Origin of the sequence: Nocardia sp. NPDC057663 (assembly GCF_042799895.1) — a bacterium.
Taxonomy (GTDB): Bacteria; Actinomycetota; Actinomycetes; order Mycobacteriales; family Mycobacteriaceae; genus Nocardia.
The window spans coordinates 277,683-293,024 of sequence record NZ_JBHVHX010000005.1 but is presented as its reverse complement, the minus strand read 5'-3'; the positions used below and the strand labels follow the sequence as shown (position 1 = coordinate 293,024).

Below are 15,342 nucleotides of genomic sequence, written 5' to 3'. Positions count from 1 at the left end.
ACCGCTACTTGACATAATGTGCATTATCGGCGTTTGAACGCAGGAGGTCGGGGGTGGTTTTTCGGATGTTGTTGCAGTGTGTGCCGAGTTGCGTTGTGCGCCAATCGACTGCCGTACCCGCCGCTGGCGCATTCACCGACCGTGTCGTGTTGCGGCGCGACCGTTCTGCGGCGCCTACGCCGGCGCTTCGGCAATGCGGTGCCGAATTCAGTGATTCTCGGCTACCAGCCAATTGATGACCATTCACGATGAATGTCCGCATCAGCTGGCCCTGGGCCCGGAATCCGTATGAAATATCGGATCCGAAGAATCGGTGGCGCGAGTTCGGCACTCCCCCTCCACTTCCCCGGTCCCATTATTTCGTCACTGTGACGAAATAATGGGACCGGGGAACTCAGGCATAGATCTTGTCCACGTCCGCGACGCACTGTTTCATGACAGCCGCGCGGTAGACACGCAAACGGATTGGTCTATAGGACCGATGTGTGCCCGACTCGGGCGTGAGCTCGGCGCCGTCACACGGGCTCTGCATGGATCAGCGCGTCGCCGAATGCCTGCGCGACCACCAAGAGATCGTCGGCGATGCCTCGAAGGGCTTTCGCCGCCACACCGGTGCGGAGGATGCTTGCGCGCAGCAGCCGCCCGTCGGGCGAGGAATCGGCGAGGATGTCACGTATCGCGGCCAGCCCGGCAATGTCGGCGGAGCAGTCGCTGTCGTTGGTGGCATGGCACAGCGCGGTCAAGGACCGTAGGTGCTCGGTCAACAGCATCGCGCCGACCGCGCCTGCCCATCGGTTGTGTTGACCGGCCACTGCATCGGCCGACGTCGGAGCCGCCGTCTCGGCGACGGAGTCTTCTGTGACGGGTCCCCGGGTCCCGAAACTGTGCGAGGCCGGCGTTCCGGGATCGTCGCCGATCCCCTGCTCGACTGTAGGTGTAGGCACTTGTGCACACAGCTCGAGTTCGGCGACCACCCGTCTGCCGACGGTTTCGACCGAGGCGATCGATGCACCCGCGGCCACGAGATAGTGCTCGAACTCGGCACGTGCGGTCGGATCCTCGCCGATCACGCCCTCGACCAAGGCATCGAGACAACGCATCGACGCGGTCAATCGGTCGGCGACAGTGACGCACTGGCTGACCACTCCAAGTGCGTGCTGGTGCACACGGTAGGGACGATTCTGCATCACAGCATTGAATCATGTTGTTGCACAATCGATTACGAAACGGCCGACTCGGCCTCCGTCAATCGGGTGGCCCACGGGGTTCAGCTGGCGCCGCTCGTTGTCGCGATCATCGATGGATGCAGCCTCGTTCGCCTCGCCACCTGCGCGGCACAGCGGGATCTGGCGGTCCTCCGGATCGGGTTCCATGAGAGTTTGCTGAGAGATTACGGAGAAGATTGTGGGCTACGTCTCAGGCGCGCTAGTTTGTTACTCGCGAGTACCGCATACCCGGAGGACTGGGCTAGCGCCCAGAATCCCTGATCTCGCGGGGTCTCGCGGAAGGACAGCGGTGTCCGTCCAACCCAGAAGAAAGCTATTCTTCACAGGCGTGTGCTTCGACTTCGGCGTGCCTGTCTCAGGAGATCATCGTGTATGTCGATAGAAGTGTGAATCTCGCACCTCGAACATCGAGGGTGGCTGGGGTAACGCCGAACCAGCTCGCCGGGTGACTCGGACCATGGACCAGAGTCCCGGTTTGCGTGTGCCTCCGCCGTACGGCCCGTTTCTGTCACCGCAGGATCTGCTGCGCGCGGTCAGTGGATCCGCCGACAGTGATTGCCCACTGACACAGTGGGCGGGGTCTCTGGGCTCGTTGTATCGAGCGTGGCTCGGTGACCCGTCCGCCGCCACGATTCAGCAGGTCGCGGGGATTGTCCACGAGATCGATGCGTGGATCGCCGCGCAGCTTCCACGGCCGCTGGCCGGGACGCCCCGGGGAACCGATTCGGTGGGCGGGGTGATCGCGCGGGTCGCCGAAGCCTCGGCCTGCGCGCATTGGGCCCTGCACCACATGGAGGATGCCGTCCAGCGTCACCGGGCCTGGGATCATCTCGCGGAAATGCGCGAGGGCTATGAGGATCTGGTGGGTCTGGCGATGGGTGGCTTGATCAGGTTGCCCAAGTCCTGGCCCGGAATGGGCTGGCTCGCCGGCGCCACGGCGAAGTAGCCCGCATGCGAGAGGCGAAGGCGGAATGGCCTGGGCGGGACTCTTGACCTCGAGGAAGGTTCCGGTCTTAGCATCACCGGCATGACGAGTACAGCGACGGCTGTCAACGGCACCTGGCGGGAACTGCTTGGCCCGAAGTACCTCGCGGTGTCCACGGTGCTGGCCGGTGGCGTGGGACTGTATGCCACCAACGAATTTCTGACGATCAGCCTGCTGCCGAGCACCGTGGCCGAAATCGGCGGCTACCGCCTCTACGCCTGGGTGACGACCGTGTACCTGGTCGCATCCGTCGTTGCCGCCACCACGGTGAGTGCGACTCTGGCCCGTCTGGGGGCGCGATGGTCGTATCTGGTGGGGCTGACCGTGTTCGGTCTCGGCAGCTCGATGTGTGCGGTGGCACCGACGATGGAGCTCCTGCTGGCGGGACGGACAGTACAGGGCGCGGCGGGCGGCATGATCGCAGGCCTGGGCTATTCGGTGATCAACTCGGCCCTTCCGCGGACCTTGTGGACGAAAGCCTCAGCGCTCGTCTCGGCGATGTGGGGAGTCGGCACGCTGCTGGGCCCAGCGGCGGGGGGTTTGTTCGCGCAATCCAGTTCGTGGCGCTGGGCTTTCGGGGCGCTGGTGATCCTGACCGGAATCATCGCAGCGCTGGTGCCGTTCGCGCTGCCGGCGCGCACGGGCGAGTTACCGCGGAAACCGGACCGGATCCCGGTGTGGTCACTGCTCCTGCTCGCATCGGCAGCGTTGGCGATCAGCGTCGCAGCCATCCCGCGCGATGCCGGCTGGACGGTGGCACTGCTCGTCATCGGGGCAGGCTTTGCCGGGGCGTTCATCGCCGTCGATCGCCGGACGACGGCATCCGTGTTGCCACCCAGCGCATTTCGGCCCGGCCCACTGAAATGGGTCTACCTGACGCTCGGCATGCTCATGGCCACCACCATGGTCGATATGTACGTGCCCTACTTCGGTCAGCGGCTCGCGCATCTCGCGCCGGTGGCGGCGGGCTTCCTCGGAGTGGCACTGGCCATCGGGTGGACGATGAGTGAAATCGTCAGCGCATCGGTGACAGGCCCGCGAGCGATCGTACGGATCGTCGCCATGGCGCCACTGGTCATGGCAGTCGGCTTGATGTCGGCGGCGGTCAGCCAGGTCGACAACGCCTCGGCAGGGGTCGTCGCCGGCTGGGTGCTGGCGCTGCTGCTCACCGGTATCGGTATCGGGATGGCGTGGCCGCACCTCTCGGCGTGGGCGATGGGCGGTGTGGAGGACCCCGGCGAAGGTGGCCGGGCCGCCGCAGCGATCAACACCGTTCAGCTGGTCTGTGGCGCCTTCGGAGCGGGCCTGGCCGGGGTGGTGGTGAACGCGACCGATGCAGGGGGCGCGACCCCGGCACGATGGTTGTTCGCGACGTTCGCGGTGCTCGCTGCGCTCGGTGTGGTGGCGTCCACCAGGAGTGGCCGTTCGGCAACGTGGGAGCCGGCTATCGGAGGGTGATCGTCTGCAGGTCGTTGCCGATGATCACCTCCCCCGAGTATCCCTGCTGGGCCCAGCGGGTCCATTGCGCCGGGTCGACAGTCCCGGTGGGGCCGAAGTCTGCGATGTGTGAGAGCACGAGTGTGGGGACGTCGGCGCCGGCGGCGATGGTGCCGACCTGCTGTACCGCGGTGTGTGACTCGGTCATGTGCGATTGCGCCGCAGGAGACAGCTTCGACAGCTTTCCGCCCTCGGTGTTGATCGCCTCGTGGACGAGCAGTTGTGAACCGCGGGCGAGTTGGATGAGGTTCTCGGAGTTGGTCGTATCTCCGGAGAAGGTGACCGCACCGTATTCGGTGTCGAAGCGGAACGCGAACGAAGGAAATACCGGTCCGTGCGGGACGAGGGTCGCGGTGACCTGCACGTGTTCGTCGGTCATGACCGGGAATGGTGTGGTTGCCGGGGCCGTGTCGGTGTAGCCGGCGCCGACCTCCGGCAGGGAGATCTCGTGGACGACCGCAATGGCTGACGTGTCCTGCAACCCGCTGTCACGCATGAGCACGTTGTTGCTGTAGGCGAAGGCCTCGTTGCATTTGCGGGTCAGGTCCGCCAGGCCAGGTGTTGGATCGCCCGGCGAGGCCACGGGTGGGTCTGCTCCACCGAATGCGGGTTGCAGCCCACCGGCGGGACCCGGCCCGTAGACCTGTACGGGCGCCGATACACCGTCGGTGATCCGGACATCGGTGGAGCCGCCCAGCATGAAGAAGTTGTTGTAGTCGGCCACATGGTCGGCGTGCAGGTGGGTGATGAAGATGTTCTTCAACGCGGCGAACTTCAGCCCGGCGCGGTGGTACTGCCACACCGACGATTGGCCGCAGTCGACCAGATAGACCTGGCCGTCGACCACCAAAGCCGAGGATATTCCAGTCCGATCGCCTTGCACGAACGGCCCGGCACGGGTGCCGAGCAGGATGACACCCAGCTTCACCGGCGCCGCCGGGGCAGGTGTCGCCGGGGCGCTTGCCGGTGACGTCTCGTTCGCGTTGTTCGACGAACCACACGCGGCGACTGCGAACAGTGTGGCCGCCGAACCCATCCCAGCCAATGCCGATCGGCGACTCAGGCCCGGTTGTCCTTGCCCGCTGACTTGGCCCTCGCACGACAGACACATAAGCCGGAGTCCTTCCAGCACGGACGCACGAGCCTCACAGCACTCACCGATGGATCATCGGCGGCAAGACCGCAGACAGCCGGCGTCTGCACGGCGACCACACGACAGATAGGCACGATCGCTGCGGGCGAACCGCATCCCGGGAAACATGCCTGATCACAGTACCGCCCGCGTCCTGGCCAACTCCAGACCCAACACGCACCGCATCCTGGGCCGCCCGAGCACTCCCCCGCCACCCGGGGGAGAACTCAGGCGTAGATCTTGTCCACGTCGGCAGCGTGCTTTTTCATGACAACCGCGCGCCTGAGTGACATCTTCGGGGTCAGCTCACCTGTCGCCTCGGACCATTCCGTGGACAGGATGCGGATCTTCTTGATGGCCTCGGCGTGGGATACCAGTTTGTTGGTGTCGGCGACCACAGCGTCGATCTCCGCGACCAGGCCGGGGTTCTCGATGAGTTTCTCGATCGGCGTGTCGGCGGGCAGGTTGTGGCGTTGCTTCCATCCCGGAAGGGCCTCGGGGTCGAGGGTGATCAGTGCGCCGATGAACGGGCGGCCGTCGCCGACCACCATCGCCTGGCCGATCAGTGGGTGCGCGTTCAGCGAGTCCTCGAGCAGCCCGGGTGAGACGTTCTTGCCGCCTGCGGTGACGAGGATTTCCTTCTTGCGGCCGGTGATGGTGAGGTAGCCGTCGCGATCGATGGCGCCGAGGTCGCCGGTGCGGAACCAGCCGTCGGCGAAGGCGTCCGCGGTGGCCTCCGGGTTGCCCCAGTACTCGTGGAACACCACGGGGCCGCGCAGCAGGAGCTCGCCGTCGTCGGCGATCTTGACGCCGTGCCCGTCGGTCGGGCGGCCCACGGTGCCGACCCTGGTGTGCTGCGGGGTGTTCACGGTGATGGCGGCGGTGGTCTCGGTGAGTCCGTAGCCCTCGTAGATGGGAATGCCCGCGCCACGGAAGAAATGGCCGAGGCGGGCGCCGAGCGGTCCCCCACCGGAGACGGCGGCTCCGCAGCGTCCGCCGAGCGCATCGCGCAACTGCCGGTACACGAGCTTGTCGAACAGGGCGTGTTCGAGTGTGCGCAGGACTCCCGGCCCACCGCTGTCCAGTGACTCGCTCCAGGCGATGGCGGTCTGGGTGGCGCGGTCGAAGATCCAGCCCTTGCCGCCGGCGTGCGCTTTCTGCTTGGCGCCGTTGAAGACCTTCTCGAACACGCGCGGCACCGCGAGGATGAAATGCGGTCGGAAGCTGCCGAATTGGTCGACGAGGGTGGACCAGTCGGAGCTGAACGCCACGATGACCTTGGCATCGAGGGCGGCCAGGGTGACCGCGCGCGCGAACACGTGCGCGAGCGGCAGGAACATGAGCGACTTGTGGCCTTCGACGACGAAGTCCGCCAGGGCGATCCGGTCGGACTTCGATTCCGCGTAGAGGTTCGCGTGGGACAGCAGGACGCCCTTGGGTCGTCCGGTGGTGCCCGAGGTGTAGATCAGGGTGGCCGGGGAGGTCGCGTAGACCTGCGCGCGCCGGGTGTGGACGACCTCGTCGTCGAGGTCGGCGCCGCGCCTTGTCAGCTCGGCGACGGCGCCCTTGTCGATCTGCAGGATCTCGGTGAGCTCGGGCAGGGCGGCGCGGTCGATCTGGTCGATGACGCGGCGGTGCTTGTCGCTGTCGACGACCAGCAGCTGGGTCGCGGAGTCCTGCAGGATCCATTTGGCCTGTTCGGCGGCGGAGCTGTCGTAGATGGCGACGGTGCAGCCACCGGCTGCCCAGATGGCGTGGTCGAGCACGACCCACTCGTAGCGGGTGGGGGCCATGATGGCGACCCGGTCGCCGAGTCCGACGCCGGAGGCGATGAGGCCCTTGGCGACATCGGTGACGGTGCGCGCGAATTCGGCGGCGGTGACGTCGGCGAGCGCGCCGTCGCCGGTCGCGACGTTGAACAGCACCGTGTCCGGCGAGCGCTCGGCGTGCCGGAACACGCTGTCGGAGTTGTTCGCGTGTTCCGGAACGGTGTAGGAAGCCGGGGCTTCGAACTCGCGCATCAGGTGCCCTTCCACGTGGGGGTGTCGAATGAGGTGTCCGCTAGTGCGCGGTGGCTGGTTCCTGGCGGTGGTCGAGGCCGAGCCGGTGCAGGCCGCGCAGGTCGTAGGTGTGGGTGGCGACGGCGCCGAGGACCAGTCCGATCGCCAGGCCGACGAGGGTCATCCAGAGGCCCTGGCCCATGCCGGCTTCGAGGTTGCCGTCGAAGAACAGGATGGCGCGGACGGCGAGGTAGATCTGGTGCATGGGTTCGAAGGCAGCCAGGTCGGCGATCCAGCGCGGGGTGGCCTCGAGCGGGATGGTGCCCGAGGACGACGGGATGCCGAGGACGACGAACACGATGAGGTTGATCATCAGGCCCGCGGTGCCGAAGGCGGCCATGACCGACAGCCCGGTGACGGCGATGGCGATGATGGCGAGGGTGCCGTAGAGGAACAGCATCAGTGGTCGCTCGATGGACATGTCGAGCAGGGCGCCGATGCCGAGGAAGACGCCGGAGGCCAGTGGTGCGCTGATCGCGGCGATCGCCCATTTGATGAGCAGGGTGCGCCAGCGGCTGATCCGGGCGCGGGCGGCCATCTTGTGCCAGGGGCCGTATTCGGCGGGGACGAAGCCGAGGGAGCCGTCGACGAGGGAGTTGATCATCATCGCGCCGCTGAAGCCGACGATCAGCAGGACGAGGGTGTAGAAGAAGGCCGCCAGCCCTTGGCCGGTGCCTTCGGGTAGCGGGTGGTACGGGGTGACGACGACGTCGATGGGCTGGGTGAGCTGGAGCTGGGCCGCGCCGCTGAGGGGTGCGGTGCCGATCGCGCCGCGGACCTGGTCGGTGAGCTGGGTGCCGACGGTGGTGTTGACCTGGGTCATGGCCTGGTCGGCGATCGTTTCCATGATCTGGGCGGCGAGGGTGCCCGCGCGGGGGTTGGTCTGGACGGAGATGATCGGCTGTTCGACGTCGCCGGGGACGATCGAGGACGCGCCGAGGATGGCGACGCGTTTGGTGAAGTCACCGGGAATGACGATGGCGCCGTAGACCTCGCCGTTGCGCAGCTGGCGTTGGGCTTCGTTGAGACCGACGGTGCGCAGGTCGATCTTGTCGGCGGGGATGTTCTCCCCCAGTGCCGTGGTGATCTCGCCGCCGAGGTTGGTGGGTTTGCCGGCGAGGGTGTCGCCGACGTCCTGGTTGACGACGGCGATCGGGAAGTCGTGCAGGTGCTTCTCGGGGTCGGCGGTGTAGCCGAGGTACATGGTTCCCAGGAGCGCGGCCAGCACGGTGACCAGCGTGATCGGTGCCAACCACTCGCGGATCGGCATGCTGCTCGGCGGGCGCGTCGGCGCGGTGTTGTCAGTCATGGCATCGTTAATGTAGTCAGCGACTACAAAGTAGTCAATGCAAACATTCGCGTGGTGTCGGATATCCTCCTAGCACCATGTCCCTGCACTCGCGCTACCACCACGGAGACCTCCGCGCCGCGTTGCTGCAGCACGCCGAGTCGGCGCTGCGCACAGTCGGTGCGGACGGCCTGTCGCTGCGTCAGCTGGCCCGCGACACCGGTGTCAGCCACGCGGCCCCGAGCAGGCACTTCCGCGACAAGCAGGCACTGCTCGACGCACTGGCCGTCACCGGACTGGAACGGCTCGGCGCCTGCTTCGAACAGGCCGCAACAGACGGGCCGATCACGACACGCCTGCAGACATTCGCCCGCGCCTACCTGCGCTTCGCGGTCGACAATCCCGAGCTGCTGCCGCTGATGTTCGCGCGCAGGCACAGCTCGAGCGCCGCCGAGATCCAGGACGCCGCCGACCGTGCCTTCGCGGTGCCGATCGCGCTGATCGCCGAAGGTCAGGCCGCCGGTGAGATCGTCCCCGGCGACCCGAAACGCCTCGGAGTGACCGCTTTGGCGGCCCTGCAGGGCTTGGCGACGTTCGTCGGTTCGGGCTACACCGCCGACTACGACGCCGGGGAACTGCTCGACGATCTGGTCAGGCACCTGACCCTGGGGCTACTCCCCCGCCCCTGAGCGCCGCTGTCAGTTGGTCACCACATCCCTGCGCCGGAATCCGTACGCGCCCGCGACGCACAGGGCGAGCGCTACCAGGGTGGTGACCAGCACCGGCGTCGGCGCGAATGCCACTGCGGGGACCAGGGGGATGTTGTCGAACGGTGAGATGCTCATCAGCCAGCTCGGGAACTTCAGCGTCGCGCCGAACATCAACACCACGAAACAGAAACCGAGGGCGATCCACGCACCCGAGGTGGCTGAGGGCAGGAATCCGAAGAGCGCCACCGTGATTCCGCCGAGCACCCACACCGCGGGCAGATAGGTCACCGATGCCCCGAGCAAGGGCAGCAGCTCGGACATGTCACCGGTGATCACGCCGTACATCAGTCCCATGCCGAGTCCGCCGAGCGCGAGCACCACCGCCGAACCCGCGAGCATGATGACGGTGTGCCCGGCCAGCCAGCGCAGCCGGGGCAGGCTCGTCGACAGCAGTGGTTCGGTGCGCCCGGCAGCCTCTTCCGCGCGCGGACGCAGGCCTGCGGAGATCGTGTACCCGGAACCGATCAATGCCAGCAAGCCTGCCGACATGGCGTAGAAGGCGTCGACCAGGCTGCCCATCTCCTGGCCGAGCAGTTCGCCCAGATCGACGTCACCGAGCAGATCGCCCACATCGTTGCCGATCGAGCCGAATGCCAGACCCGCGAGCAGCATGCCGATCGACCAGCCGATCAGGGAACCGCGCTGTAGGCGCCAGGCCAGCCCGAACGCGCTGTGCATGGCGCTGCCCGCGCGGGCAGGGCCGGGTCGTGGCGGTAGTACACCGGCACCGAAGTCGCGGTGATCGAGCACTTGCAGCGCTGCCGCAGTCACCGCGACAGCGACGGCCGGCGACAGCAGCACCGGCCACCAGGTCTCCCCGTCGTAGGGTCGCATCGCCTGACCCCAGCCCAGCGGCGACAGCCACGACAGCACCCCGTTGCCCACATCGCCGACCGCGCGCAGGACATAGGAGACCGCGATCGCCGCACCGGTGATGCCGTAGACAGCGCGGGTGCTTTCGGTGAGCTGGGCGGCCAGCAGTGCGATCGCCATGAACACCAGGCCCGCGCAGGTGGCGCCGACGCCGAGGGCGATGGATCCGGCGGTGGGCAGTCCGTAGGAGATCAGGCTCAGTGCGATCGCGGCCCCGTAGATCAGGTTCGCCGCGACGGTGAGAACGGCCGCGGCGGTGAAGGGGGCGTGCCTGCCGACGACGCCGGAGCGAATGAGTTCGTCGCGGCCGGTTTCCTCGTTGGAGCGGGTGTGGCGGCCGATGAGGAACATGCTCATCAGTCCGGCCACGATCATGCCGAAGGCCGCGGACTGGAAGGCGACTTGGCCGCCGATGGTGTCGAGTACCCGCGGCGGGCCCGCCATGGCCACCATGGCGGCATTGCCTGTCATGCTGGCGGCGACCCGATCGAGGTCGGCCTGGGTCGGGTAGGCGATGTCGACGCCGACGGCTTGGGAGTAGTAGACGAAGGTTCCGCCGAGGATCCAGCAGATCAGCGCGATCCGTTCGCGGCGCAGGAAGAAGCGGATGAGGGTGGTGGTGCCAGTCAGCGTTGTCATGATTCCGGTACCCCGGAGGCGGCGAGTTCGTCGCCGTAATGCCGCAGGAACAGTTCCTCGAGGGTGGGCGGTCTGCTGGTCAGGGTTCGGATGCCGAAGCCGGTGAGATGGCTGATGGCCGGGTCGAGGTCGACGGTGTCGACCTGGAATCTGGCCCGGTTGCCTTCGACGACGAGATCGTGCACGCCCGGCAGTGTGTCGAGGCCCGTCGGTGGGCGGGTCGTCTCGCAGGTGATCGAGGTTCGGGTGAGGTGGCGCAGGTCGGCGAGGGTGCCGGATTCGATGGCTTTTCCGTGGCGGATGATGGTCACCCGGTCGCACAGTGCCTCGACCTGGGCGAGGATGTGGCTCGACAGCAGGACCGTGCGGCCTTGCTCCTTGACCTCGTCGATGCATTCCTGGAAGACCGCTTCCATGAGCGGGTCGAGCCCGGAGGTCGGTTCGTCGAGCAAGAGCAGTTCGACATCGGAGGACAGTGCCGCTACCAGCGCCACCTTCTGCCGGTTGCCCTTGGAGTAGGTGCGGCCCTTCTTCGTCGGGTCCAGGTCGAATCGTTCGAGCAGTTCGGCGCGGCGTTTCTCGTCGAGGCCGCCGCGCAGGGTCCCCAGCAGGTCGATGACCTCGCCGCCGCTGAGGTTCGGCCACAGGTTCACATCACCGGGGACGTAGGCCAGGCGCCGGTGCAGCTCGGCGGTCTGCGCCCACGGGTCGCCCCCGAGCAGGGTGGCGGTGCCGCTGTCGGCGCGCAGTAGTCCGAGCAGTACCCGGATGGTGGTCGATTTGCCTGCTCCGTTGGGGCCGAGGAAGCCGTGTACCTCGCCGGTGGTGACCTGGAGGTCGAGCCCGTCCAGTGCGCGCGTTCGTCCGAACGTTTTGACCAGGTTCGAGATTTCGATTGCCGCAGCCATCCTGCCAGGGTAGTTCTCGCGGAGTCGGGCAGCGGCGGATCGCGGTGCAGACGAAGCGCACCCCCGGAGCCCGGGGGTGCGCTGTTGCGTCGGGGTGGTTCAGGCTGTCGGCCCGTGTTTGCGGGCGCCGACCGATTCGGCCGCGAACAGCAGCACGACCGCGGCGACGACCGCGATCAGGAAGCCCCAGAAGTTGAGTTCGGTGATCGATCCGACACCGATGAGGCTGGCGATCACCCCGGCGATGAGCGCGGCGGCCATGCCGATCACCAACGTCATGCCCATGCTGATGCTCTCTTTGCCTGGCTTGAGCAGACGTGCCAACACGCCGACCACCGCACCGATGATCAAGAACCCACAGACCTGAACAATCGCATTGAACATCGCTGGAACCTCCTGTGCTGGCGAACCCGGTTGCGATCGATCATTTCCCTCCGTCGGGTGTCGGTGCCAGTCCGGGCAGCTTCGTGTGGCCCAACCGTGTCCACACCGACGCCACATCACAACATCGCGCGCGGGGCTGTGTCTGCTAGTTGGTGCCGGCGAGGATGACCGGGCGGCCGTAGCGGGGCTGGGTGGGCCTGTTGCTGTGCGGGAACAGCGCGCGATACCGGTCGACATCGGATACTGCGACGGAACTCGGATTGCGCAGCACGATCCATTCCACACCTTCGGTACACGGCGGTGTGGTCAGTGACCCTTGGTACCGGAATTGAGCGAGGTTGTCGGGCAGGAATGTACGTGGGTCGATATTGCTCAAGGTGCGGGTGGCGCCGACTCGGTCCGGCGATGCGGTGAGAACCTGACTCAGCGGCGCTGGTGCGTCTTGGGCGTGAAGCTGGACCGCGAGGACGGCCAGTCGACCGGTCTGGTCTGTGTGCACGAGGTGCAGTTCCATGGCGGTCTCGGCGCCGTCGACGGTGTGCTCGCTGGGCAGGTGGAAGTGGTACTGGGCCAAGGAGAACGGGATGCCGTCGACGATGATCCGGTTGCCGGAGTCGGCGGGCACGGTTGCCTGGATGGTGTGGCCGTTGTTGGTGAGGGTGGCCGCGGGGATCGGCCGGTAGGCGATCTCGATGTGGCCGGCGGGGTGTGACTCGGCGGCGTCGGAAAGGTCGATCGGCGACTGGGCGTGGCCATTTCGGCAGGTCGCGTAGTGCTTGTCGAGATCGGCCCAGTGGTCGGGGCCTTCGGCGTCGTAGTCCCAGTGCGGTGCGGTCGCCGTGCTGTCGGAACTGCCACATCCGGCGACGGCGAGTAGTGCCAGGGCAGCGAGTGCGCCGCGGCGGGTCATGACGGATAGAACGGGACTGGGGGCACTATGACGAACCGACACCGGTGCAGCTCCTTGCCAGGATTCTGCCGTCGGCCCGGATGGCTGACGTCTCCCGGGACGGCAGTGCGCGCACGGAGAAATCAGCGAATCGCCAACCGGACCACACGTGTCCGATTTGCACCGAATATCCTTCTAGTGCAGGCGATTTCGCCTGTGCGCGGGGTATCAGGCTATGCCTGTGCTCACAGCGGAGACCAGAGCCGAGGACGGCGAGATAGGTCACATCCGTACCCGGGCCACAACCAACGCGGCGATCCTGCAGTGGGTCAAGACCGTGCTGTCCTGACCCATACGTCCCGTAGCCAGGGTCTTGATCAGGGCCCTGCGGGTCACCGTCCGGCCGGGCTGAGGGGGAACGTCACGCCGGTGAGCTCCTCGGAGACGGTCCACAGGCGCTGCTGGACAGCTTGGTCGTGGGAGTCGGGGCTGGACGTGACCAGCTTCGGATACCCGCGGATCTCCAGGCGATCTCCGGGGCCGTAGTACTGCCCGCCGACGACGGCCGGGTCGGTGGCGGCGCGCAGGGTGGGCAGGGCGCCCATCTCGGCCTTCTGGGTGAGCAGCGGCGCGAGCCAGGTGGCGGGCAGGCGCAGCGCGGTGGGCGTGTTGCGGATGAGTTCGGTGTTGGACACGCCGGGGTGGGCGGCGACCGCGACGGTAGTGCCATGTGGTGCGAGCCGGCGCTGCAGTTCGTAGGTGAACAGCAGGTTGGCGAGTTTGGACTGGCCGTAGGCGGCAATGCGGCTGTACGAGCGCTCCCACTGCAGGTCGTCGAAGTGAATGGCGGCCCGGATGCGGTGACCGGTGCTGCTGACCGTGACGATGCGGGAACCGGGAACAGGCAGGATCCGGTCCAGCAGCAGGCCGGTGAGGGCGAAGTGGCCGAGGTGGTTGGTGCCGAACTGCAGCTCGAAGCCGTCGGCGGTGGTCTGCCGAGGCGTGTACATCACCCCCGCGTTATTGATGAGGAGGTCGATGCGCGGGTGGGCGGCCCGCAGGTCGGCCGCCGCGGACCTGATCGAGTCCAGGGAGGTCAGGTCGAGGGCCTGTACGGTGACGTCACCGGTGATGCGGGCGGCTGCCTGCCTGCCCTTCTCGATGTTGCGGACGGCCAGAACCACCGTCGCCCCGTGTTCGGCGAGCATTCGGGCGGTCTCGAAACCCAGCCCGGTGTTGGCGCCGGTCACGATCGCCACCCGTCCGTGCTGGTCGGGGATGTGCTGCTCGGTCCAGTTGCCGCTCATGACGTCCTCCTTGTTAAGAACCGTCGGTCCTTTCTGGGCTCCACCATAAAAGAGAGATCCGCCGCCGGGCGATCCTGGACACGGCGGCGGCGATGCTCGACGAGATGCCAGTGGCCGAGGTGACCCTCAATGAGCTCAGCCGGCGGGTGGGCCTGGCCAAGTCGAACGTCCTACGGTATTTCGAGTCGCGCGAGGCGGTGCTGCTCGAACTGCTCGACGTCTTCCTGGAGAGCTGGCTCGCGCAGCTGGCGGACGAACTATCCGCAGGCGTCGAGGCACAGGCGGCGCCGGAAGCGCGGGCGGGTCAGCTGGCCGAGATCCTCAGCCGGTCGCTGGCGGAGCGGGCAGTGCTCTGCGACCTCTTCGGCGCGCAGGGTGGCGTCCTCGAGCACAACGTCTCGGTCGAGGTAGTCAAGCGGCACAAGCGTTCCTCCCTCACGAGGCTCGCGACCATGTCCGATCTCGTGCGCCGTCACCTGCCGGAACTCGGCGACGACGCACAGCTGTTCTGCCTGATGAGCCTGGTCTCGGCGGGTGCCCTGTCGGCATACGTCCCGCCGCCACCCAGCGTCCTCGCCGCCTACGCGGACGAGCCCGCCCTCGGCGTGTTCCACATGGAGCTGCGCGACGCCCTGCGGTACTCCTTCACCGCGGCACTCGTGGGCGTGCTGCCGCGCGCCTGAACGTGGAGTTCGTCGCGCGCCTTCGCGAGCACTTCGCGTCCGTCGTGCGTTTTTGCCGACCAAGCTGGTGATCTCGCTGGCCGAGGGTCTGGTGTGAACCGCTACGTATGCAGCATCGCGCAGTCGGCCCAGGCGGCGTCCGACAGCAGGTGGCGCGCACCGGCGAGCAGCTCGTAGAGCGGTCCGGCGTGCAGGCGGGCGAGGTCCTCGTTGTGCAGCATCACGTCGATCTCGTTGGCGGCGGTGATTTCCAGAAGGGCGCGGGTGTCGGCGTCGGTGAGATGGTGGGTAGAGCCGGTGAATCGGTCTGCGACGGTGATCGGTTCGCCCCCGGCTAGTTGCGGGTACAGCGAGCTGCGCGTGCAGGACCCGTAGAGGTAGACGTAGTTCTCGGCTCGGCTGCCGATCAGTTCGGCCAGCTGGGGACGCTCGTCGGGAGTGAGGAGAGCGGTGGCGAAACCGTCGGTGCCGTAGGTGGCGTGGCACAGTCCCGCCAGGCGCAGATCGTTCGGCGCGTTCCAGTCGGCGAGGCGGGCGGCGACCCGATTCAGGTGGTCGAGGAGGGTGCCGCCGGGGTGGGTGATCATGTCGGCGCCGTGCGCCGCCAACCACAGTTGGATGTTCGCGTCGTCGGTCATGGTGGCCTCTTGGTGCTTCGAGCGGCGGGATCAGTTGGGCGGCATCGGTCGGCGGCCCGCACC

At 67.0% G+C, this 15,342-nt stretch carries 14 protein-coding genes; 4 read left to right on the top strand and 10 right to left on the bottom strand.

What is annotated here, in order from left to right; genetic code table 11:
- Positions 1-515: 515 nt before the first annotated feature.
- Positions 516-1,082, bottom strand: coding sequence for a hypothetical protein (locus tag ACFVAV_RS15030; RefSeq protein ID WP_379035133.1), 567 nt, complete (start codon positions 1,080-1,082; stop codon positions 516-518).
- A gap of 619 nt (positions 1,083-1,701) precedes the next feature.
- Between ACFVAV_RS15030 and ACFVAV_RS15025 the strand changes: the two genes are divergently transcribed.
- Complete coding sequence (locus ACFVAV_RS15025; protein WP_379035131.1) at positions 1,702-2,172, top strand: hypothetical protein; 471 nt, start codon at positions 1,702-1,704, stop codon at positions 2,170-2,172.
- 81 nt (positions 2,173-2,253) lie between these two features.
- Positions 2,254-3,669, top strand: coding sequence for an MFS transporter (locus tag ACFVAV_RS15020; RefSeq protein ID WP_379035129.1), 1,416 nt, complete (start codon positions 2,254-2,256; stop codon positions 3,667-3,669).
- On the opposite strand, the gene ACFVAV_RS15015 is transcribed toward ACFVAV_RS15020, so the two are convergent.
- The 3 genes from ACFVAV_RS15015 to ACFVAV_RS15005 form a co-directional block, all read right to left on the bottom strand.
- Complete coding sequence (locus tag ACFVAV_RS15015; protein WP_379035127.1) at positions 3,656-4,636, bottom strand: MBL fold metallo-hydrolase; 981 nt, start codon at positions 4,634-4,636, stop codon at positions 3,656-3,658. The genes ACFVAV_RS15020 and ACFVAV_RS15015 overlap by 14 nt on opposite strands.
- 431 nt (positions 4,637-5,067) lie before the next feature.
- Entirely contained in the window at positions 5,068-6,861 is a 1,794-nt protein-coding gene (locus ACFVAV_RS15010; RefSeq protein WP_379035125.1) for an AMP-dependent synthetase/ligase, read from the bottom strand.
- Between the two features lie 40 nt (positions 6,862-6,901).
- Positions 6,902-8,209 carry an ABC transporter permease gene (locus tag ACFVAV_RS15005; RefSeq protein WP_379035123.1) on the bottom strand — a complete coding sequence of 436 codons (1,308 nt, stop codon included), beginning with the start codon at positions 8,207-8,209 and terminating at the stop codon, positions 6,902-6,904.
- A gap of 77 nt (positions 8,210-8,286) precedes the next feature.
- On the opposite strand from ACFVAV_RS15005, the gene ACFVAV_RS15000 reads away from it, so the two are divergent.
- A complete protein-coding gene (locus tag ACFVAV_RS15000; protein WP_379035121.1) occupies positions 8,287-8,877 on the top strand; it encodes a TetR/AcrR family transcriptional regulator in 591 nt (196 codons plus the stop codon).
- A 9-nt stretch (positions 8,878-8,886) separates the two neighbouring features.
- On the opposite strand, the gene ACFVAV_RS14995 is transcribed toward ACFVAV_RS15000, so the two are convergent.
- From ACFVAV_RS14995 to ACFVAV_RS14975, 5 genes are all read right to left on the bottom strand, one after another.
- A complete protein-coding gene (locus tag ACFVAV_RS14995) occupies positions 8,887-10,470 on the bottom strand; it encodes an ABC transporter permease (protein ID WP_379035119.1) in 1,584 nt (527 codons plus the stop codon).
- The gene (locus ACFVAV_RS14990; protein WP_379035117.1) at positions 10,467-11,378 is read right to left on the bottom strand and encodes an ATP-binding cassette domain-containing protein; all 912 of its coding nucleotides are present in this window, start codon (positions 11,376-11,378) and stop codon (positions 10,467-10,469) included. The genes ACFVAV_RS14995 and ACFVAV_RS14990 overlap by 4 nt, the downstream gene beginning before the upstream one ends.
- A 99-nt stretch (positions 11,379-11,477) precedes the next feature.
- Entirely contained in the window at positions 11,478-11,762 is a 285-nt protein-coding gene (locus ACFVAV_RS14985; RefSeq protein ID WP_379035114.1) for a GlsB/YeaQ/YmgE family stress response membrane protein, read from the bottom strand.
- A gap of 145 nt (positions 11,763-11,907) precedes the next feature.
- Entirely contained in the window at positions 11,908-12,672 is a 765-nt protein-coding gene (locus ACFVAV_RS14980; protein ID WP_379035112.1) for a carbonic anhydrase, read from the bottom strand.
- A 371-nt stretch (positions 12,673-13,043) separates the two neighbouring features.
- Complete coding sequence (locus tag ACFVAV_RS14975) at positions 13,044-13,958, bottom strand: SDR family NAD(P)-dependent oxidoreductase (RefSeq protein WP_379035110.1); 915 nt, start codon at positions 13,956-13,958, stop codon at positions 13,044-13,046.
- A 56-nt stretch (positions 13,959-14,014) separates the two neighbouring features.
- Here ACFVAV_RS14975 and ACFVAV_RS14970 point away from each other — a divergent pair, with 56 nt between their 5' ends.
- Positions 14,015-14,641 (top strand): TetR/AcrR family transcriptional regulator, encoded by a 627-nt coding sequence (locus ACFVAV_RS14970; RefSeq protein WP_379035355.1) that lies wholly within the window; start codon positions 14,015-14,017, stop codon positions 14,639-14,641.
- Positions 14,642-14,742: 101 nt separating this feature from the next.
- Here ACFVAV_RS14970 and ACFVAV_RS14965 read toward each other — a convergent pair whose 3' ends face one another.
- A complete protein-coding gene (locus tag ACFVAV_RS14965; protein ID WP_379035108.1) occupies positions 14,743-15,279 on the bottom strand; it encodes a DUF6817 domain-containing protein in 537 nt (178 codons plus the stop codon).
- Between the last annotated feature and the right edge of the window lie 63 nt (positions 15,280-15,342).

Coding starts and splice junctions, on each gene's coding strand:
- ACFVAV_RS15020 (WP_379035129.1), top strand. CDS start 2,254: ATGACGAGTACAGCGACGGCTGTCAACGGCACCTGGCGGGAACTGCTT.
- ACFVAV_RS15010 (WP_379035125.1), bottom strand. CDS start 6,861: ATGCGCGAGTTCGAAGCCCCGGCTTCCTACACCGTTCCGGAACACGCG.
- ACFVAV_RS15005 (WP_379035123.1), bottom strand. CDS start 8,209: ATGACTGACAACACCGCGCCGACGCGCCCGCCGAGCAGCATGCCGATC.
- ACFVAV_RS15000 (WP_379035121.1), top strand. CDS start 8,287: ATGTCCCTGCACTCGCGCTACCACCACGGAGACCTCCGCGCCGCGTTG.
- ACFVAV_RS14995 (WP_379035119.1), bottom strand. CDS start 10,470: ATGACAACGCTGACTGGCACCACCACCCTCATCCGCTTCTTCCTGCGC.
- ACFVAV_RS14990 (WP_379035117.1), bottom strand. CDS start 11,378: ATGGCTGCGGCAATCGAAATCTCGAACCTGGTCAAAACGTTCGGACGA.
- ACFVAV_RS14985 (WP_379035114.1), bottom strand. CDS start 11,762: ATGTTCAATGCGATTGTTCAGGTCTGTGGGTTCTTGATCATCGGTGCG.
- ACFVAV_RS14980 (WP_379035112.1), bottom strand. CDS start 12,672: ATGACCCGCCGCGGCGCACTCGCTGCCCTGGCACTACTCGCCGTCGCC.
- ACFVAV_RS14975 (WP_379035110.1), bottom strand. CDS start 13,958: ATGAGCGGCAACTGGACCGAGCAGCACATCCCCGACCAGCACGGACGG.
- ACFVAV_RS14965 (WP_379035108.1), bottom strand. CDS start 15,279: ATGACCGACGACGCGAACATCCAACTGTGGTTGGCGGCGCACGGCGCC.